Below are 21,165 nucleotides of genomic sequence, written 5' to 3'. Positions count from 1 at the left end.
CCATGAAAAAATTATTAATAGTTACCATCATTACTTTTTTAGTAGTTAGTTGTAAAAACTCCGTAAACCAGGAAGTGAAACAACAAGGTGTCATTACTAAAAACGCCATGGTTGTATCAGCTCGTGAAGAGGCTTCAGAAATTGGCATTGCCATTCTTAAAAAAGGTGGAAACGCTTTTGACGCTATGGTTGCTACAGAATTAGCATTGGCGGTAACATATCCCTACGCTGGTAATATTGGAGGTGGTGGTTTTATGGTTTATCGCAAAGCCAATGGAGAGATAGGAAGTATTGATTATAGAGAAAAAGCACCTTTAGGTGCTTCAAAAGATATGTTTTTAGATAAAAGCGGAAACGTAATACCCAACAAAAGCACACTTGGAGCTATGGCTATTGGTGTTCCCGGAACCGTTGCAGGTGTATTCGCAGTGCATGAAAAACTAGGTTCTTTACCCATAGAAACTATTTTAAAACCGATAATTGCACTTGCTTATAAAGGAGTCATTGTTACTAAAAAGCAGGAAGAACGTATTAAACATTTTCAACCTTTTTTTAAAAAAGTAAACAAAGATTCGATTGTTTTCAATAAACCTTGGAAAGAAAACGATACCATTAAATATCCAGAATTAGCAAAGACATTAGAGCGCTTATTAGCTTATGGTGAAAACGGATTTTATAAAGGTGAGACTGCTAGTATTTTGGTTAAATTTATACAAGCTAATGGCGGCATCATCACCGAAGATGATTTAGCAAACTATGAAGTAAAATGGCGTAAACCCATTGTTTTTAAATATGATGATTTAAAAATAATTTCTATGGCGCCACCTTCAAGTGGCGGCGTTTGTTTAGCACAAATTATGAAAATGATTGAACCTTTCGATTTACATGAATTTGGTCATAATTCCGTTAAAACGATTCAAATTATTACAGAAGCCGAACGTCGTGCTTATGCTGACAGAAGTTTTTATTTAGGCGATCCAGATTTTATTAAAATTCCGTTAGACACACTTTTAAGCAATTCGTATGTAACAAAAAGAATGAGTGATTTTAATTATGAAAAAGCAACCCCTTCCACCAATGTGTCGCACGGAAACATACAAATTATTGAAAGTGATGAGACTACTCATTACTCTATTATAGACCAGTTTGGCAATGCCATTTCAGCAACAACAACCTTAAATGGTGCTTACGGTTCTAAATTATATTGTTCTGAACTTGGTTTTTTCTTGAATAATGAAATGGACGATTTTAGCAGCAAACCAGGAGTCCCAAACATGTTTGGTGTTACTGGCGGAGAAGCCAATAGTATTGCACCAGAAAAACGAATGCTGAGTTCTATGACACCAACCATTGTTGAGAAAAATGGTAAGTTATTAATGTCGGTAGGTACACCCGGTGGCTCTACTATTATAACATCGGTACTCCAAACTATTTTAAATGTGCACGAATTTAATATGACTATGCAAGAGGCTGTTAATGCTCCTCGTTTTCATCATCAGTGGTTACCAGATGACATTAGAATGGAACCAAATTCATTTAACCCACCAACCATTAAAAACCTACAAAATCTAGGATACCTCATTAATGAAAAAGATTCACCTGTTATTGGCAAGGTCGATGGAATACTTGTTTTAATGGATAAGTCGTTAGAGGGTGGTGCAGATTATCGAGGGGATGATACTGCTGTCGGTTTTTAACCTATTTCTTTGATTAATAAATTAACAATTAATAATTTAGACTCATATTTATTGAAATATACTTAAAATGAAATCGAAAAAAACAGTAAAAATAATAACAGGCATTATTGTATTTATAACACTTCCCAGTTTGCTACTTTTCGGTTTTTTATACTTTAACTACAATGAGGATTTGCCAGAAGGCATTAAAGGTAATGAAGCTGATGCATTAGCTTATAAAATGCTGGAAGCATTAAACCATGACGCTTTTAAAAACACAAATTATATTGAATGGACTTTTAAAAGTAACCATTATTATAAATGGCGGAAAAATAAAAATACCTGTGATGTTTACTGGAAAGCATATAAAGTAAGTCTCGATTTAAACGATGCTTCACAAAATAAAGCATATGTGCACAGTTTTAAGGTCATGGACAATGATTTATCAGAAGAACTTATTGAAAAAGCCATTAAATATTTTAATAACGATTCATTTTGGTTAGTAGCGCCTTACAAAATATTCGACAAAGGAACCGAACGTAGACTGGTAACTTTAGAAAATAATAAAAAAGCTCTTTTAGTAACCTATACGTCTGGAGGAAGTACACCGGGAGATTCCTATTTATGGCATTTAGATGAAAACGGAAAGCCCACAAGCTTTCAAATGTGGGTTGATATTTTACCTATTGATGGCTTAACAGCCACTTGGAGCGATTGGGTTACCACCGAAAGTGGTGCGCAACTACCAAACTTTCATAAATTTGGGGTATTTGGTTTAGAAATAACCCATATCAAAGGAACTCAATAAATTTATAGTGTCAAAAGTGTTTTTATTAAATGTTATTATAACTAAACCAATGCTTCTCGTAAAATAGTTATAGGATGTTTAGCTTCACGTTGGGTCCCATCTTTAATTTGATGCCTGCAACTGGTTCCATTGGCTGAGATAAGCACATCGCTAGATGCGTTTCTAACGGCAGGAAACAACGTTTGTTCTCCAACTTGCATACTTACCTCGTAATGTTCTTTTTCGTAGCCAAAACTTCCCGCCATACCACAACAACCACTTGGAATTATGCTGACTTTGTAGTTTTTCGGTAAGTTTAAAACATCAAAACTAGACAGTTGATTGCCAAATGATTTTTGATGACAATGTCCATGAAACTTAATGGTTTTTGCTTCAGAAGTAAATTGTTCTGAAGTAATATGTCCCAATTTTATTTCTTGTTGAATAAACTCTTCAATTAAAAAGGTGTTCGTAGCAATCGCTTTAGCAGAAACCTTATCGTCTGCCAACCTTAAGTATTCATCTTTAAAAGTTAAAATAGCGGATGGCTCAATACCAATTAATGGTGTTTCAACCGAAATTAAGTCCTTATAAATTTCTATATTTTTATTGGCTAAATCTTTAGCTTTCTCTAACAAGCCTTTAGATAAAAAGGTACGTCCAGATTCGGCATTGGCAACCATTTTAACTTCATAATTTAATGCTTTTAAAAGTTGAATCGCATCCATACCTATGGGGGTATCTAAATAATTTAAAAACTCATCATTAAACAAATAAATAGTTTTTATTATTTTATTATTATCTATTTGATTATCATAGTTTTTAAATACCTTACTTAAACTTTTATTTGAAATTAAAGGTAAGTTTCTCTTTTCAGCTATTCCAAATGATTTTTTTAAGATAAACGTTGAAAAACTATTTGAAAATATAAAGTTTGTAAATCTAGGGAAGACACTTCCATAACGATTTAAGGTATTGTTATAAGCGAATAATTTGGTACGCAATGACACGCCGTTTTCCTTTTGGTATTGGTAGAGAAACTCCGCTTTTAAACTCGCCACATCTACGCTACTCGGACATTCGCTAGCACAGGCTTTACAACTTAAACAAAGATCGAAAACTACTTTTAACTCTTCATGATCAAACTTATTTGCTTTATCGGAATTGGTTAAGAATTCTCGCAGGGCATTTGCTCTAGCACGTGTGGTATCTTTTTCATTTCTAGTTGCTCTATAACTTGGACACATAGTGCCACCAAACTCTGGTAATTTTCTACAATCACCCGAGCCATTACACTTTTCAGCTTCTCTTAAAATACCTTGAGAATGTGAAAAATCGAGCATCGTTTTTATTTCTGGCTCTACCCTATCTGGAACATATCGTAACGATTTATCCATAGGAAATGCATCCACTATTTTTCCAGGATTGAAAATGTTTTGAATATCAAAAGCCGACTTTATACGCTTTAAAATTTGATAATTGGCGTCACCAATCATCAACGGAATAAATTCAGCTCTTACAATGCCATCGCCATGTTCCCCACTCATAGACCCCCCATATTTTTTTACTAAATGCGCTACATCGGTTGTTATTTTTCTAAATAATACAACATCTTCAGACTTTTTAAGGTTTAAAATAGGTCGTAAATGCAGCTCTCCAGCACCTGCATGGGCATAATAAATAGCTTCTTGATTATAACCTTTCATTAACGCCGAAAACTCCAAAATATAATTTGCTAAATCGGGCACCGTTACAGCAGTATCTTCAATACATGGCGCCGATTTTTTATCTCCAATAATATTCCCTAACAATCCTAACCCAGCACTACGCAAATTATTTGCTTTATTTATTTCATCGCCTTCTAGGATGGGAAATGCATAACTTAATCCTGAAGCTTCAATAGCCTTTATTAAATTTTTAGCTAAAACATAGACTTCTTGTTTAGTAAACGCTCTAACTTCGCACATTAATATAGCTTTCGGATCTCCTTCAATAAAACTTCTGTTTTCTTGTTGGGTTTTATTGTGCTTTGTACAATCTAAAATGATTTTATCCATCATCTCACAGTTGTACAAATTATGTTTCATAACGGGTTCAACGGCATTTAAACAAGCTTCAATACTGGTAAAATGGGCTGCTACCATAACAGCTTCTTGTGGGGGTAGTTTGTCTAATTTTAATGTGATTTGTGTGGTAAATGCCAAGGTGCCTTCACTTCCCGAAAGGAGTTTGCACATATTGAATTTTTCTGAAGTATTAGAAAAGACTTCTGTTTTAATCAACTCATCAATCGCATAACCTGTATTTCTTCTATGTATTTCTGGCTTTGGAAAATTTTCAATAATTTGATTTTGAACAACTTCAGAATTTAATTCAGAATAAATAGTTTTATAGATAGAACCCTCTAAAGTATTTTCTTTTAGTTTACTTTGAAAAGCATCCAAAGATATTTCATTAAATACAACTTCATTGCCATTGCTTAGAATCGTATGCATTTCAATCACTTTATCGCGTGTAACACCATATTGAATAGATGTGGTTCCCGATGAATTGTTGCCAACCATACCACCAATCATACATCTATTGGATGTTGATGTATTGGGACTAAACCACAATCCAAATGGTTTTAAATAATTATTTAACGCATCCCGAACCACACCTGGCTGTACTGTAACGGTTTGTTCTTTTTCATTAATATCTAAAATTCTAGTAAAGTATTTAGATACATCTACCACGATACCTTCGCCCACACACTGACCTGCGAGCGACGTACCTGCTGTTCTAGGAATTAACGATGTACTATGGGTTTTAGCAAACTGAATAAGCTGTTTAATATCATCTTTGTTTTTTGGGTATGCCACTGCCAATGGTAATATTCTAAATACAGAAGCATCGGTAGCATAAATAGATTTTATTAAATCATCATAAAATAATTCACCTGAAAGATTTTTGCTTAATGTCTCTAAATGTGATGTTAACGTCATAATTCAGTAAAAATGTTTATAAATTTAAAACGAGGTTAAATATAAATACAATTTTGGCGTTATTTTTGTAAAATATTATTGATTACAAAAAAATGATCTTTTAATGAAAAAAGGTCGTATATAAATTTAAAACAAAAAACATATTTATGAAGAAATTACTTTTATTTTCAGTGGCTCTATTAGGTTTTACATTCGCGTCAAACGCACAAGACATTTCATCTAACGCTATTGGATTACGTTTAGGAGATAGTAATGGCGTTGGTGCCGAAATATCTTATCAACATGCCCTAGGCAGTAATAACCGTTTAGAAGTAGATTTAGGCTGGAGAGACGGAAAAAACTATGATGGTTTTAAACTTGCTGGTTTATACCAATGGGTTTGGAATATTGATGGCGGTTTTAATTGGTATGCTGGTGTTGGTGGTGGTGTAGGTTCGTTTGGTTATGACGATAATAATGGTAATGATTATAATGACACCTTTATTTTTGCAGCTGGTGATATAGGTATTGAATATAATTTCGATATTCCTTTATTAATATCCCTAGATTTTAGACCAGAAATTGGTTTTGGAGATGGCACTTATGATAACAATGACTTAGATTTTGATATAGCTTTAGGTATTAGATATCAATTTTAAGTAAATAATAAATTTTAAAAATTAAAGAGGCTGTCTGAAAAGTGTTATTCTGAGTCATATTGAGCCTGTCGAAATATTTAAACGTATTGATAATCCATATCAATTTCGACAAGCTCAACCTGACAAAGTAAATAAAATACACTTTTCAGGCAGCCTCTTTTTTATGCATTATTATATGTAATCAAATACTTTGCTAAGGTATCTTCATAAATAGCTTCGTATTGAGGCACAATAGTATGTAGGTCGTACTTTTCTGCCGTTTGTTTTGCATTCTTTTTAAAAGTTGATAAGCGTTCTTTATCACTTAGAATATATAATGCATTTTTAGACATATCAGCAACATCACCTACTTCACTTAAAAACCCAGACACACCATGTATATTAACTTCTGGTATGCCACCTGTATTACTAGATATAACAGGAACTCCCGATGCCATGGCTTCTAAAGCTGCCAATCCAAAACTTTCGGTTTGTGATGGTAATAAAAATAAATCGCTAAAACATAAAATTTTATCAATCTCATTACTTTTTCCGAAGAAAATAACTTTGTCTAAAATCCCCAATTCTTGACAACGCAATTCTATATGCTCTCGTTCTGGACCTTCACCTATTAGCATGAGTTTTGCCGGCATTTCCTTTTGAATGTTATAAAAGATACTTATAACATCTTGAGAGCGTTTTACAGGTCGTAAATTACTAATATGGGTAATGATTTTTTCATCATCGTTCGCCATCATTCCACGTTGGCAATCGGTAAACTTATCATTATATTTTTCTAAATCTATAAAGTTAGATACCACATTGATATCTTTTTTAATATTGAACAAACGCAAAGTATCATCCTTTAAACTTTGTGATACGGCAGTTACAGCGTCCGATTTATTTATACTAAATGTTACCGCTGGCTTATAAAATGGATGACTTCCAACTAGCGTAATATCCGTACCATGCAAAGTGGTTACAATAGGTATAAACACCCCTTCTTCTTCTAACATTTTCTTTGCCATATAAGCCGCATACGCATGGGGAATTGCATAGTGCACATGTAAAATTTCAATTTTATGAAGTTTTACCATATCAACTAATTTACTAGATAAAGCCAGCTCATAAGGTTGATAATGAAATAAGGGATATTCTGGGACATTCACTTCATGATAATGTACATTATTACTTAATAATTCTAAACGTACAGGTTGATTGTACGTGATAAAATGAATTTCGTGACCGCGTTTAGATAGTTCTAAACCTAACTCGGTAGCAACAACACCACTACCCCCAAAAGTGGGATAACATACTATACCTATTTTCATATTTTTAAGTTATAAGTTTCTAAAGTTATAAATGCTTATAACTTTTAACTTTAAGTACTTTATTAATCAATTATCGCTTCATAAATTAAGCGTTGTATATCTGTTCTAATATTTTCCTTTAATAATAAATTGTGTGTGGCACTGGGATGTGTTCTGTTGGCTAAAAATATATAAACTATTTCTTCTTCAGGATCAGCCCAAGCATAGGTTCCTGTAAAACCAGAATGCCCAAAACTATTTAACGATATACAACCACATGTTGGCCCATCTTCATCTAATTGTGGTTTATCAAAGCCTATACCTCTTCTATTGCCTTTATCGCAAAAATAGCAAGTATTAAATTTATCGAGTGTTTCCGATTTAAAATAACGCTTTCCGCCATAAAATCCTTTTTGCAAATACATTTGCATAATTTTAGCCACATCATTGGCATTACTGAATATACCTGCGTGCCCACCAATACCATTTTGCATGGCAGCCCCCATATCATGTACATACCCATGCACTTCTTGAAATCTGTAATAATCATCAATTTCGGTTGGAATGATTTTTTTATTACTTATTTTATGAAACGGATTATACATAGTATAATTAGCACCTAATGATTTATAAAAACGGTCTTGTACAAGTACATCTAACGTTTGGTCGTAATACTCTTCAATATATTTCTTTAAAATATAATATGGAAAATCACTATACCTATATGTTAGTCGGCCTAGAAGCTCAGAATCTTTAATTATTTTTTGTATAGAGTCCTGATAATCAGAACGCAAATACAAATTATTAGCTACTTCAATATTAAACTTTTCGCTGCGTTCCGTTTTATAATATTTTTCACTGGGACGTTTTGTTGCACTATCTAAAGTACGGGCATAAAAAGGTTCCCATGGCCTTAGTCGTGCATAATGCGATAACATGGCTTTTAATGTAATATTTGCCTTGTTTGAACTTTTATAACTAGGTAGAATTTGAGAAAGTTTGGTATCTAAATTAACTACACCTTCTTCTTCCAATTCCATAAGCAAAGGTAAGGTTGCTAATATTTTGGTTAATGATGCAACATCATAAATATCATCAAATACTACAGGATCATTTCCTGAATATGTGTGTTTTCCAAAACTTTTATTGTAAATTACTTTTCCTTTCCGAGCTATCAATAGTTGAATACCTGGAGTCATCTTACCATTTATTGCTTTTAGCGCTAATAAATCTATCTTTTTTAATTTTTCAGAATCCATCCCTACACGTTCGGGAATTGTATAACTTAAACGCTTGATGGCATTATTATGAATACCATCACCTACTTTAAAATAATTGCCAATTGAAACAGGTAAACTACCTTTAGATTCTAGGGCTCCAAATATAAGTTGTGCCGATTTTTCTTGAGCTATTTTACTATTTTGGTAGCTTACTACGATGCTTTCTATGTTTTCAATGGTTGCTAAATCTGAAAGCGCATAGGGTTTTACAAATACATCTAAAACGACCTTATGGGTTTTAGCTATTTCATACAACCAAGTAAGTTCTGTTTCTGTAAATTGAAACGATTTCCATGGGTTTAAATTGGAACGGTGCAAACCAATTATAACCGTATTATAATCTTGAAGTTTTCCCATTAATTCGTCTAATGAAGTGGCCTCAATATGATGTACTTTAGTGTATTTTTTAAGTTCATCTAAAAAAACAACTCCATCGTCATCGCCCATTTTAACATAAGCTATCGTTTTATCTTCAAGTTTACGAAGTGGTAATAAATCCTTTTCATTTTTAACAATGGTAATGGCATTCTCTAAAAGTTCTTCATAAAGAATATCATCTTTTAACCTATTTAAATCGGCCGATAAATTATTTAAACCGACAGGCTTGTAATTATTTAATCCTACTTTATATTTTGCTTGGAGAATTTTTTTAACCGAAAGTTCTAACCGTGCTTCACTAATTTCTCCACTGTTGTAAGCTTCAATTATTTTTGAAATACCAACAGGCACGTCTTCAGACATTAACATGACGTCATTTCCTGCTTTAAAAGCTGCTAAATCTATAGCTCCCACTTCTTTAAAATCGGCAGCACCTTTCATCGTTAAAGCATCGGTAAATATAAGTCCTTTAAAACCTAAATCCTCCTTTAAAATATTAGTTACTACGTTTTTTGATAATGAAGATGGATACCCCGATGGTTCTAAACTAGGCACTTTTAAATGTGCTACCATAACACTGGAAAGTCCCTGTTTAATTAATTTTTTATAAGGATACAATTCTATAGTATTGATACGCTTTTCATTAAAACTAATAGTTGGTAATGTTTTATGCGAATCTTGGTCGGTATCCCCATGTCCAGGAAAATGCTTCGCACTTGCTAAAACACCTGCACTTTGCATTCCTTTCATAAAAGCCAATGCTTTTTCGGTGACATTATCCCTATCTTCTCCAAATGAGCGGTTGCCAATAATTGGGTTTAATGGATTGGTATTAATATCTACCACTGGAGCAAAATTAAAATGAACACCCAACCTTTTATTATGCTCTCCAATTTGTTTTCCTGTTTGCTCAATTAAATGATTGTCTTTTATGGCGCCAAGAGTCATGTTCCATGGAAATGCATAGGTTGAATCTAAACGCATACTTAAACCCCATTCGGCATCCATCCCTATTAATAATGGAACTTTTGAAAGTGCTTGTAATTCGTTATTTAATTGAGCTTGTCTGTTAGGACCTCCTAGCGAATAAATTACCCCACCAATATGGTGGTCTCTAATTAATTCAATAATCTTATTCTTTGTGGCTTTATCTTGATTAGACATGACTTGTACCATGTACAACTGCCCTACTTTTTCGGCTAGAGTCATGGAATTATATAGATTATCAACCCACTGTTGCTGCCCTTTAATATCTATTGTAGCTAAAGGATTTTGTAAAGTCTGAGCAAATGTTGAAAGTGATACATATAGAATTACTATAGTTAATAAGATTTGACGCATATAATAAGATTAATTAAGCATGATTATTTATAGTGTTATACTCTATAAATAATCATGCCAAAATACTACTTTTAAAAAGAAGTTAAAAAGACTTTAAGATAGATTTATTATAAGTTTGTAAACAAATTAATCCAGAACAAATTTAAACCCTATAGAAACATTTCTTCAGTATATAGCTTAATTCCTCAATCGTCTGGGTTTTAGTAAGAATAAGTTAAAGGAGTACGCATTTAACTTAAATAATAATCAAAAGGCTGTCTGAAAAGTGTATTTTATTTACTTTGTTAGGTTGAGCTTGTCGCAACTGATATGGATTATCAATAAGTTTGAATATTTCGACAGGCTTAATATGACTCAGAATAACACTTTTCATACAGCCTCCTCCTCCAAATAGTACCTTATAACAATTCGTTTCTATCAAAATAGACTGATTACTAGTGAATTATAATGATGTATCAGTCTATTGGCATGATTTATATCATTTTATAGAATTCTCCATTCCTATATCTTTGATAAGACTATTACTGCCAAGTATGCTAAATACCCATAAAATAAAGAATCAATTAGAGTCTCTTTTAATTGAAATAGGAGGTTTGTCCTATTTCACAGGTCGCTTTTTTAGAGAAACTTTTAAACGCCCTTTTGAATTCAAAGAATTATTAAACCAATGTTATAAGATGGGAAACAAATCTTTACTTCTAGTGGGGATTACCGGGTTTATCATTGGGTTGGTATTAACTCTACAAACACGACCTACACTTATGGAGTTTGGGGCTGTGTCTTGGATGCCTTCCATGGTGAGTATATCAATTGTAAGAGAAATAGGTCCTATACTTACAGCGTTAGTTTGCGCAGGAAGAATTGGCTCTGGGATTGGAGCCGAAATTGGTTCTATGCGAGTCACTGAGCAAATTGATGCTATGGAAGTTTCTGGTACTAATCCTTTTAAATATTTAGTTGTTACACGTGTTATAGCAATAATCCTAATGCTTCCAATTTTAGTAATTGTTGGAGATGCGATTGCTCTATTTGGTTCTTTTTTAGTAGAAAACATAAAAGGACATGTATCATTCGTTTTATTCTTTAATCAAGTATTTGATTCATTAGAATTTGGAGATATAATTCCGGCAACGATAAAATCATTCTTTTTTGGCTTGGCAATTGGAATTATAGGTTGCTATAAAGGCTATTACTGTAAAAAAGGGACTGAAGGTGTTGGTAAAGCTGCAAATTCCGCAGTAGTACTTGCGTCTCTTTTACTATTTATTATAGATTTTATCGCTGTATTTATAACAGATATTTTTTACGATTTATGATAAAAACAAATAACATATCAAATCAAGAGATTGTTTTAGAAATTAAAAACCTACATAAAAGCTTTGGAGATAACCATGTATTGAAAGGATTTAATATGCAATTACATCAAGGAGAGAACTTAGTAATTATGGGGAAATCTGGTTCAGGGAAATCGGTGATGATTAAATGTTTGGTTGGCCTAATCGAAGCAGATAGTGGCTCTATTTCTTTAATGCATAAAGATATTACTAAATTAACTCAAGAGGCTTTAGATACGCTTAGAGCAGATATTGGGTTTTTATTTCAAGGTAGTGCCTTATACGATTCTATGACCGTTAGAGAAAACCTGGAGTTTCCTTTACGACGACATAAAGCAAAGTTTAGTAAACACCTAAATACGGAAGCTCTCGTTATTGAATCACTGGAAAATGTTGGTTTGGCAAATGCGATAGATTTAATGCCTTCTGAATTATCTGGAGGAATGAAGAGACGTGTAGCCTTAGCAAGAACTCTAATTCTTAAACCGAAAATTATTCTATATGATGAACCAACAAGTGGCTTAGATCCAATTACTGCTAAAGAAATCATTTCTCTAATGCAAGACATTCAAAAAAAATATAAAACCTCATCAATTATCATTACTCATGATGTGGATTGCGCAAGAGTTATTTCAGATCGAATGATATTGCTAATCGATGGCATCGATTATGCCGTTGGTACCTATTTAGAATTATCAAACAATGAAAATCCAAAAATAAAAGCCTTCTTTAAACATTAAACGATTATGAAACATTCAAACTCACAAAAACTACAATTAGGCACTTTGGTTATTATTGGCACAATTCTTTTTATAGCGGGAGTTTATCTTATTGGTCAACGTAGCAATATGTTTAAAAAGACCTTTACTATAAGTGCTTTTTTTCAAAACGTAAATGGTTTACAAAAAGGCAATAACGTAAGATATTCTGGGATTGAGATTGGAACGGTTAAAGACATCATAATGATTAACGATTCTACTATTAAGGTAGATATGAATATCGAAGAAAAAATTATTTCCCATATCAAAAAGAATGCGATTGCAACTATTGGATCTGATGGACTAGTTGGAAATATGATAATAAATATTGTACCTAATAAAGGTTCTTCAAAAGTCATTAGTAACGGAGATGTTATTAAATCCTATAGTAAAATTGGAGCAGACGACATTTTAAGTACATTAAGCGTTACTAACGAAAATGCTGCCATATTAACGGCAGATTTATTAAAAATAACCAATAGTATCATTGAAGGTAAAGGGACTTTGGGTGTTTTACTTAACGATACCATTATGTCCAAAGATTTAAAACAATCAATTACTAATCTTAAAACAGCAAGTATGGGCGCTTCCAATTCTATTGGCGAATTAAATCATATCATTACATCATTAAAGACAGCCGATACTAGTGTTATGGGAATGCTACTAAATGACACCCTATCTGGTATGAAACTAAAAAACATTGTTGGTCATCTTGAAACGTCTAGCTCAGAAATTGAAACTATTTTATTAAATATTAATACTGTCGTTGATGATTTCAATACTAGTAAAGGCACATATAATTATCTTGTAAGAGACACTACACTAGCGAATAGTTTAGAATCTACTCTAAAAAATATAAATGAAGGCACAGATAAATTCAACCAAAATATGGAAGCTCTAAAACATAACTTTTTAACGAGAGGCTATTTTAGAAAATTAGAGCGACAAGAAAAAAAAGACGTTAATAATAAAAATTAACTGTATTATAAAATACAATCAATCCCTACATATTAATAATTACTATTTCTAGGTTCTTATTCTCGTCGTAATCTGTTCTATTTTACTAAAAAACCTAACGGATTCATATCATACTTTTTTAAAACTGGCAACAAATCGGTTAATGGAAGTTCAATAGAATATGTACCTGTATATGATGGGCACATAACACAATCATCAAAATAAAACTCTAAGTAGGTGTCATTAAGTACAAAGTTGTTTTTACCCTCAAAAAAATCAGTTGAAGAGAGTTCCCAACATTCATAATACAAATCTCCTTTTTGTATTTTTTTACTTATTTTTTCATTTATTATAATCAATAGATCATCTTCTGATCCTTTTATAAAGAAATCTTCATAAGTCATAAAAACACCTCTATTTAAATCGAAATTAAAGCAATCAAAAGAATAACTTGGATGCATAGCTCCAGAATAAAAATTCTCTTTATAAAAAAGCACACTTACAAGACGATCATTAACATTATAAATTTTATAATTTATAAATCGTTCTTCTCTAAATGTTTTAGACTCTATACTATCACATTGTAATTTACTCTCTATGATGTCAGATTCAGTTTTGGTTATATTTACATAATAGTTATTAATGAAGTCGTTAAAATTAGCATTCGAAGGTTTGAATGATTCGTTTAGCAATGGATATTTAAAGTTGATACTATAATTTTTGTTTTTTACAACATACTTTTTATCAATAAGCAATTTTTGAAGTTCTTCACTTTCGTCCTTTTTATCAATCAGTTTTTTTTGTTTTAATTCTATAGAAATAGTTTTATCGAATAACTTGATATCCCTGTCGACTTTCTGAATTTTATCTTGATCGGATGATTTAAACTCATCGCTTTCTTCAATTTCATTAATATTTTCATTACGCGTATCATTTTTACAATTACTGAATAATAACAAGACTAATGCTAATAAGTATATATATTTCATTTGTTTAATTTTTAAATTAATTTCGTCTCATTCTCCCTGTAATCTCTTCAATTTTAATTTGGAAAACAACAGGCAAATCATCTTTATAGCTTTTACTCGAAAATTCACTTATAAAATCAAGTTTTCTATGCTCTCTATTGATAATCAAATTCTTTACCCCTAACGAAAAGATGTGGAGTTTAGCTTTTGCTTCACTTCCTGAAAATTCTATAAACTTGCCTTGAGCCAATACCGATTCCCAAGAATTCACAGAATCAACTTCTGAAACTCCGAGAGACACATTACAGTTTTTACGCATAGCATTTATTTTATGACCTTCTGCGGAATAACCAATAATTGCATTATTATTCTTATCATAAAAATAGGTTATAGGCACTATATAAGGTCTATCTCTATAAATATAAGATAGATTTCCAATGTAATTTGATACTAGGATCTTAGTACTTTCTTTCTTATTTAGTGTTTTGATCATGGTATTTAAAATTAGATCATTTAAGCTAAAGTATTTTAATTATTTTTAATTAACGATGATATTAATCAGTTTGTTCTTAATTCTAAAAATGTAATTTCTGGTCGCATTCCTATTCTTGCAGGAAATCCTAACCAACCCAAACCCCTATTGACATAAAGATATTGTTGGTTGTGTTTATATAAACCTGCCCAATGCTTAAACTTATATTTTATGGGACTCCATTGTAAGTTTTTATATTGGAAAGCTGCCTGCATACCATGTGTATGACCAGCAAATGTTAAGGTGATGTCTGTTTTATCTATAACTTTCTCAGACCAATGTGTAGGGTCATGAGACAATAAAATTTTAAATGGAATCGATTTTACACCTTTAATGGCTTGTTGTAAATCGCCATATTGTTTAAAAGGTGGTTTTCCCCAATTTTCAACACCTATAATAGCAATTTGTTCGTTATTTTTTGAAATAATTTGAGATTCATTTAATAAAATTTTAAAACCTATATCCACATAAAACTGCTTTATAGCATCCAAATTTTCTTGCTTTGCTTCTTGAGAATCCCATTGACTATAATCACCATAATCATGATTGCCCAAAATAGCAAATTTTCCTTTTTTGGCGCAAAGTTTATTAAAAACGGTATTCCAACCTCGTAATTCCCAAGCATAGTTATTTACCAAATCACCTGTAATCATTATATAATCTGGTTGTAAATGATTAATTTTTTTAATTGCTCGTTCTAATTTGTCATAACCATAATTAAAGCTCCCTAAATGAAGATCAGATAGCTGGACAATTTTTAAGCCATTAAAGGATTTTGGTAAAATTCTAGAAAAAATAACATGGTGATAAACTTTGAATTTATAAACAGCTTTAAAAATCCCATAAAGAATAATAAAGAAAGGGAGAAACCCTGATAATAATCCTATAAGAGGCACTATAATAAGTGACTCATTTTTAGAAAACAGATAATTGGTAATATAAAGAATAGATAAGATTACGCCAAAAATAAGCTTAGGAACAAAGGACGAAATTGCTAAACCATAAAATTTTGAAATTATAAGATATCTTCTAATCGGATTAATATCATCTAAAGTAACTTTTAACACAATAATTGAAGTTATTAACCCTACGGTAAATACCCAAAACAAAACGTAAATAATTGTTTTCAATAATGATGAACCAATAAACTGAATAATTGATTGAAGCCAATAGAATACTAGTATGTCAACCAACAAAATTGCTAGACATAAAAAAAGGATAGTAAAAAGAGATAACGATTTCATTCTACAGGCTTTTTATGGCGTCTTTTATCTCTAAAAGCCCAATAAATTCCTTTTACATCCGAAGCCCAATTATCATACATAAAAATAAGGGTGATTTCTTCAAAAGTTTCCAATAATCCAACAACAATCATAATGTAAAATAAACGATACTCTGGTGATAAAAATAACGACCATAAAATAAATATACTTTGAAACACAGCAGATAGTTTAGCCATATATGTATGGAATGCCGTAGCTTTTCCATATTTAAAATATGCTATAAACATTTGAATTATATAAGGCACAAATGTAATAAGGATTAACATCAGATTAGTTTTGATAAACGCTGTTTCAAAATAAAATAAACCGATGAGTCCAACTATTAAAGTGATTTGATCACCAAAAGAATCCAACTGAGAACCTCTTGGACTTGTTATTTTAAGTTTGCGCGCCAAGTACCCGTCTATAGCATCTGTACAATAACTAACAAGTAGCAGCCAAGTGAAAACTAATCGATAGTCTAACCAAATTAAAATTATTAAAAATGGTGCGGCAAAAATGCGATAAAATGAAAACCAGTCTGCTATATTGTAATGTTTGAATGTAAGCATACTTCTTTTGTTTATGGTAAAAATATTGGGTGTATACTCTAACAAAAATGCGAAATATCAGTTAATCTATATTAAATTTCAATAACCTTAAGGCATTTAATACAACTACAATAGTTGAACCTTCATGAAAAGCAACCGCCAAACCTATATTTGTTAATCCTAGAATCGTTACTGGAACTAACAAAACAACAACACCTAAACTTATAAAGATGTTTTGTTTGATGATCCGTTTGGATGCTCTACTCAAGCCTATTACAAATGGTAAGTTCTCAATTTTATCAGACATGAGTGCTACATCTGCTGTTTCTAGGGCAACATCACTACCAGCAGCTCCCATTGCGACACTCACAGTACTTAATGCCATTGCTGGTGCATCATTAACTCCATCGCCTACCATTGCTATCTTTTTATCCCTTTTAATTAATGCTTTTATAGCTTCTACTTTATCTTCAGGTAATAAATTTCCTTTAGCTTCCGTTAGTCCTATTTGTCGGGCAATGGCATCACCAACATTTTGGTGATCTCCAGTGAGCATAATCATATGTTTGATGCCTATTTCTTTCAATCGCTTTAATGTACTTGCAGCTGTTTTTCGTGGAAGATCCATAACACTTATTAAACCAATAATTGCCTTCTTAGATGCTACCAACATGACGGTATGACCATTTTCTAAAAGACTATTCATTTTAGAAATTATAGGATCAGCAACACTTGCATGAGCATATTCCATTAGTTTTATATTACCAATAAATACTTCTTCTCCATTATAAATGGCGCTTATTCCTTTTCCTTGAATTGCTTTTACATTTGAAGCTTTATTTTTTACTACAACTCCATACTGTTTTTCTATATCTTTTGCTATCGCCTTAGCAAGTGGATGATTACTTAAACTTTCCACTTCCAGTACTAATTGTATAAATTCATTATCATCAAAATTATTTAGAGCAATGATATTGGTGAGTTTTGGTTTTCCTTCCGTCAAGGTTCCTGTCTTGTCAAATGCAATCGTAGTAATTTCACCTAAATCTTCCAAGGCTTTTCCTCCTTTAATTAAAACACCTTTTTGTGCTGCTCTAGCAATTCCACTTAATACAGCACTGGGCGTTGAAATGGCCAAGGCACAAGGACTAGCTGCCACCAATACTGTTATGGCTCTGTATAAGCTAGTGTTAAAACTCTCGTCCATAATTACAAATACAAAACACAACATAAAAACCACTAAAATCACCATTGGCACATACCATTTTTCAAATTTTTTGGTGAGTCGCTGTGTTGGGGATTTTTGAGCTTCAACTTCACTAACCATTTTGATCAATCTTGAAACAGTTGAATCTTCGCTTAATTTAAGAACTATTACATTGAGTAAATTATCACCATTTATGGTTCCTGTAAAAACAACATGTTTTCTATCGATTTCATTAAATTTTGGTAAATTACCTGAATATTTTATGAATGTTTTATCGACAGGAATACTTTCACCTGTTATTGGCGCTTGGTTAATACTACTACTCCCACTAATAATGACACCGTCGGCGGCAATTTTCGTATTTGGCTTTACTACAATAACATCACCTATTTTTAAATTTTCAATTAGAACTTCCTCTAATTTTTCATTCGTTTTAACAAGTGCTGTTTTTGGAGATAAATTACCTAAAGCTTCGATTGATTTTTCAGCTCTTTCCATTGCATAATGTTCAAGAGCATGACCTAAACTAAAAAGAAATAAGAGTAAGGCACCTTCAGCCCAACTTCCAATATACCCTGCTCCTGCTGCTGCGGCAATCATCAAAAAGTCAATATCGAAACCTCCTTTAATAATTTTTTGAGAGGCTTCAATTGTAATGAAATACCCTCCAAAAAAATAAGATACCAAAAAACTTGATAGCACAAACCCATTAGGTAAGTCTGTTAATTTTTCCACTAAAAAACCAACTAATAAAAAAACACCACAAAGAATGGCATAATAAAGTTCCGTTTTCTTTCCAAAGAATTGAATATGCTCGTGGACATTTTTCTGTTTGTATTCCATTTAAAAATAGGTCTTACTCATTTAACTTTAAGTAATTTTTAGAGGTCTTGATTTTTATCTAAATTAAGTTTTATTTCTGGTATTTTAATAATTTCAATAGTAGAGGACGCTAGGTTAATTTTACCATTAGTGTTTTCAATTTCCATTCTTATTTTATCATACAATAAGTATTTTGTAAAACGACGTTTCTTAAAATCGACTATGTATCTCAAATTAAACTGAATCCAATTATCGGTTAATTTTATTGACAATGTAGGATCTATTTGAGCATCTTCTATATAATACTTTTTGACGACGCTTTCCCATTCAGATTTTGAATTTGCGGTGTACTCAGAAAGTGATTCAGAAGCTATTTTAATAATAATAGATTTTGTTAGATCCATATCTGAACCATAGCGAATAGGTAATTCCAATTCGTCCCATATAAATGGAAAATCTTTAGAGTAATTATATATTGGTCCTTTAAAAACAAAGGCATTACTTAATTTTACAATACGTCCACTATAATTATCGCTACTTACCCATTGTCCAATTTCCATCATGGTTGTGTAAATACTATCAACGTCTATTACATCTCCTTTAATTCCGTTAATCTCAATGCGATCTCCTGGTTTATATACTTGTACCAAAAAAATATAAATAGAGCCCGCAATACTTAATATTAGTTCTTGTAGTGTGAAAGCAATTCCGGCAGTGAACAAGCCTATAATAATGGTAAAATCTTTAATTGCTCCCGAAAAATATGTAAAAGTTAAGAGAACTAGAAGTACATAACCCAAAATCTCGATTCCTTTCTGTGCTTTATAACGTATAATTGCGTTTGATATCTTTCTTTTTAAATACCGTCTTACCAATTGAATACCTGTTAAAACAATGATTAGTATTATTAGAAACTTAATCATACTCCAAACAAGCGGATTAGCACCAATCCATTCTTTTAGATATTCAATATTTGTCATGGTATCTACCCTATTATAAATCTTCGTAAGAATTTAATTTGTTTTTTAGTGTTCTAATTTGAGATTTAAGATTTTCTACTTGCTTCAATAAGTTATAGATGGCATCAATTCCTTCTAAATTTATATCGAGTTCGTAATGTAGGCGTATCATTTTTTCGACGTCATTAAGTTGATTTGTTTGGAGGTAATTTTCACTATCAGCAATTGTGATCTCTACAAGTTCATACTCATGAAGCGCTGTGATAAAAGTAACAGGCACATTGTAATGTGTACAAAATTGTTCAATTGAAATAAGGTTTGTTGTATTCATAATTATCGCAATTTTGAAAGTTCTGTAAAGAGTTCTTTTTCTTTAACTGAAAGGTTTAATGGTGTTTTTATATTGTAGGTAACATATAAATCACCAAATTGTCCTTCTTTTTTATACTTTGGAAACCCTTTACCTTTGAGTTTTATTTTTGTTCCGTTTTGAGTTTCTGGTTTTACAGTAAGTTTTACTTTTCCATCAAATGTATCCACAGTTATTTCTCCTCCTAAAAGTGATATATATAGATCTAAATCGACAGAAACATATAAATTATCACCATCTCTTTTAAATTGCGATGTATTAACTATTGAAAACTCAATATACAAGTCTCCATTAGGACCTCCATTAACACCTTTTCCTCCATGACCTTTTATTTTTATAATTTGACCATTTTCAACTCCCGCAGGAATGGTAATTCGTATCTTTTTATTATTAACTGTTAATGTTTGTTTATGTGATTGATACACATCGTTTAGATTTAGCTGCAGTTTTGCATTAAAATCTTGTCCTCTAAACTTCGCTTCCCTACGTTGACCATTTGCATCGCCCCCCCCAAACATAGAACTGAAAAAATCTGAAAAATCACTCTCATTATAACCTCTAAAATCACCTTGAGAAGTTTGTTGTTGAGAATATTGTGTTTGTTGTTGTTTTGCTTTTTCGTAATCTTCAGCATGTTGCCAATGCTCTCCATATTCATCGTATTTCTTACGATTTTCTGCATGGCTTAACACTTCGTTAGCTTCGTTAATTTCCTTAAACTTTTGTTCAGCAATCTTATCGTTTGGATTAAGATCTGGATGGTATTTACGTGCTAGTTTCCGATAGGCTTTTTTGATATCGCTTTCTGTGGCACTTTTTGAAATGCCCAGTATTTTATAATAATCTATAAATGCCATTAGTATTTATTATGAGTTTTAATGTATTGCTTTAATATTTGTTTTAGACTTCCTAGATACTCTTCCATAACACTAATTGTCATATCAGGATGAATTTCAGTTGGAATAGTCATCGGGTTTTCATCTAACGTAGCATATAATTCAGGATAATTCACCTCAATGCTTGTCGTTAAAGTTATTATTTGATTTTCTATATCTTGAAGTGTTTTCATTAT

General features: G+C 31.8%; 18 protein-coding genes. 6 read left to right on the top strand and 12 right to left on the bottom strand.

Features of this window, described 5'->3' with window-relative positions; translation table 11 throughout:
- Window positions 1-2 precede the first annotated feature (2 nt).
- On the top strand, window positions 3-1,697 hold the full coding sequence (gene ggt / locus QLS71_RS15710; protein ID WP_308992847.1) for a gamma-glutamyltransferase: 1,695 nt from the start codon (window positions 3-5) through the stop codon (window positions 1,695-1,697).
- 67 nt (window positions 1,698-1,764) lie between these two features.
- Window positions 1,765-2,484 (top strand): hypothetical protein, encoded by a 720-nt coding sequence (locus tag QLS71_RS15705; protein ID WP_308992848.1) that lies wholly within the window; start codon window positions 1,765-1,767, stop codon window positions 2,482-2,484.
- 41 nt (window positions 2,485-2,525) lie between these two features.
- Here the strand turns inward: QLS71_RS15705 and QLS71_RS15700 are convergent, their stop codons facing one another.
- Entirely contained in the window at window positions 2,526-5,447 is a 2,922-nt protein-coding gene (locus QLS71_RS15700; protein WP_308992849.1) for an FAD-linked oxidase C-terminal domain-containing protein, read from the bottom strand.
- Between the two features lie 146 nt (window positions 5,448-5,593).
- Between QLS71_RS15700 and QLS71_RS15695 the strand changes: the two genes are divergently transcribed.
- Window positions 5,594-6,085: a hypothetical protein gene (locus QLS71_RS15695; protein ID WP_308992850.1), complete on the top strand. Its 492-nt coding sequence runs from the start codon at window positions 5,594-5,596 to the stop codon at window positions 6,083-6,085.
- 161 nt (window positions 6,086-6,246) lie between these two features.
- Here QLS71_RS15695 and bshA read toward each other — a convergent pair whose 3' ends face one another.
- Both bshA and QLS71_RS15685 read right to left on the bottom strand, forming a co-directional pair.
- Entirely contained in the window at window positions 6,247-7,395 is a 1,149-nt protein-coding gene (bshA, locus tag QLS71_RS15690) for an N-acetyl-alpha-D-glucosaminyl L-malate synthase BshA (RefSeq protein WP_308992851.1), read from the bottom strand.
- 62 nt (window positions 7,396-7,457) lie between these two features.
- Entirely contained in the window at window positions 7,458-10,373 is a 2,916-nt protein-coding gene (locus QLS71_RS15685) for a glycoside hydrolase family 3 N-terminal domain-containing protein (protein ID WP_308992852.1), read from the bottom strand.
- A gap of 533 nt (window positions 10,374-10,906) precedes the next feature.
- Between QLS71_RS15685 and QLS71_RS15680 the strand changes: the two genes are divergently transcribed.
- The 3 genes from QLS71_RS15680 to QLS71_RS15670 are packed head-to-tail and all read left to right on the top strand — an operon-like array spanning window position 10,907 to window position 13,443.
- Window positions 10,907-11,689, top strand: coding sequence for an ABC transporter permease (locus QLS71_RS15680; RefSeq protein ID WP_308992905.1), 783 nt, complete (start codon window positions 10,907-10,909; stop codon window positions 11,687-11,689).
- A complete protein-coding gene (locus QLS71_RS15675; protein ID WP_308992853.1) occupies window positions 11,686-12,447 on the top strand; it encodes an ATP-binding cassette domain-containing protein in 762 nt (253 codons plus the stop codon). The genes QLS71_RS15680 and QLS71_RS15675 overlap by 4 nt, the downstream gene beginning before the upstream one ends.
- Window positions 12,448-12,453: 6 nt before the next feature.
- The gene (locus QLS71_RS15670) at window positions 12,454-13,443 is read left to right on the top strand and encodes an MlaD family protein (protein WP_308992854.1); all 990 of its coding nucleotides are present in this window, start codon (window positions 12,454-12,456) and stop codon (window positions 13,441-13,443) included.
- A gap of 77 nt (window positions 13,444-13,520) precedes the next feature.
- Here the strand turns inward: QLS71_RS15670 and QLS71_RS15665 are convergent, their stop codons facing one another.
- From QLS71_RS15665 to QLS71_RS15625, 9 genes are all read right to left on the bottom strand, one after another.
- The gene (locus tag QLS71_RS15665) at window positions 13,521-14,411 is read right to left on the bottom strand and encodes an RsiV family protein (RefSeq protein ID WP_308992855.1); all 891 of its coding nucleotides are present in this window, start codon (window positions 14,409-14,411) and stop codon (window positions 13,521-13,523) included.
- Window positions 14,412-14,427: 16 nt separating this feature from the next.
- The gene (locus QLS71_RS15660) at window positions 14,428-14,883 is read right to left on the bottom strand and encodes a pyridoxamine 5'-phosphate oxidase family protein (protein WP_308992856.1); all 456 of its coding nucleotides are present in this window, start codon (window positions 14,881-14,883) and stop codon (window positions 14,428-14,430) included.
- 65 nt (window positions 14,884-14,948) lie between these two features.
- Entirely contained in the window at window positions 14,949-16,166 is a 1,218-nt protein-coding gene (locus QLS71_RS15655; protein WP_308992857.1) for a metallophosphoesterase, read from the bottom strand.
- Window positions 16,163-16,756 (bottom strand): CDP-alcohol phosphatidyltransferase family protein, encoded by a 594-nt coding sequence (locus QLS71_RS15650; protein ID WP_308992858.1) that lies wholly within the window; start codon window positions 16,754-16,756, stop codon window positions 16,163-16,165. Before QLS71_RS15650 ends, QLS71_RS15655 begins: the two co-directional genes overlap by 4 nt.
- Before the next feature lie 61 nt (window positions 16,757-16,817).
- On the bottom strand, window positions 16,818-18,785 hold the full coding sequence (locus QLS71_RS15645) for a heavy metal translocating P-type ATPase (RefSeq protein WP_308992859.1): 1,968 nt from the start codon (window positions 18,783-18,785) through the stop codon (window positions 16,818-16,820).
- Window positions 18,786-18,823: 38 nt separating this feature from the next.
- Window positions 18,824-19,744, bottom strand: a complete 921-nt coding sequence (locus QLS71_RS15640) for a mechanosensitive ion channel family protein (protein ID WP_308992860.1) — start codon at window positions 19,742-19,744, stop codon at window positions 18,824-18,826.
- Between the two features lie 13 nt (window positions 19,745-19,757).
- Window positions 19,758-20,054: a chaperone modulator CbpM gene (locus QLS71_RS15635; RefSeq protein ID WP_308992861.1), complete on the bottom strand. Its 297-nt coding sequence runs from the start codon at window positions 20,052-20,054 to the stop codon at window positions 19,758-19,760.
- A gap of 2 nt (window positions 20,055-20,056) precedes the next feature.
- The gene (locus tag QLS71_RS15630; RefSeq protein ID WP_308992862.1) at window positions 20,057-20,950 is read right to left on the bottom strand and encodes a J domain-containing protein; all 894 of its coding nucleotides are present in this window, start codon (window positions 20,948-20,950) and stop codon (window positions 20,057-20,059) included.
- A complete protein-coding gene (locus QLS71_RS15625; protein ID WP_308992863.1) occupies window positions 20,950-21,162 on the bottom strand; it encodes a hypothetical protein in 213 nt (70 codons plus the stop codon). The genes QLS71_RS15630 and QLS71_RS15625 overlap by 1 nt, the downstream gene beginning before the upstream one ends.
- Between the last annotated feature and the right edge of the window lie 3 nt (window positions 21,163-21,165).

The organism is Mariniflexile litorale, assembly GCF_031128465.2.
Classification (GTDB): domain Bacteria; phylum Bacteroidota; class Bacteroidia; order Flavobacteriales; family Flavobacteriaceae; genus Mariniflexile; species Mariniflexile litorale.
This window is presented reverse-complemented; position numbering and strand designations above follow the sequence as displayed.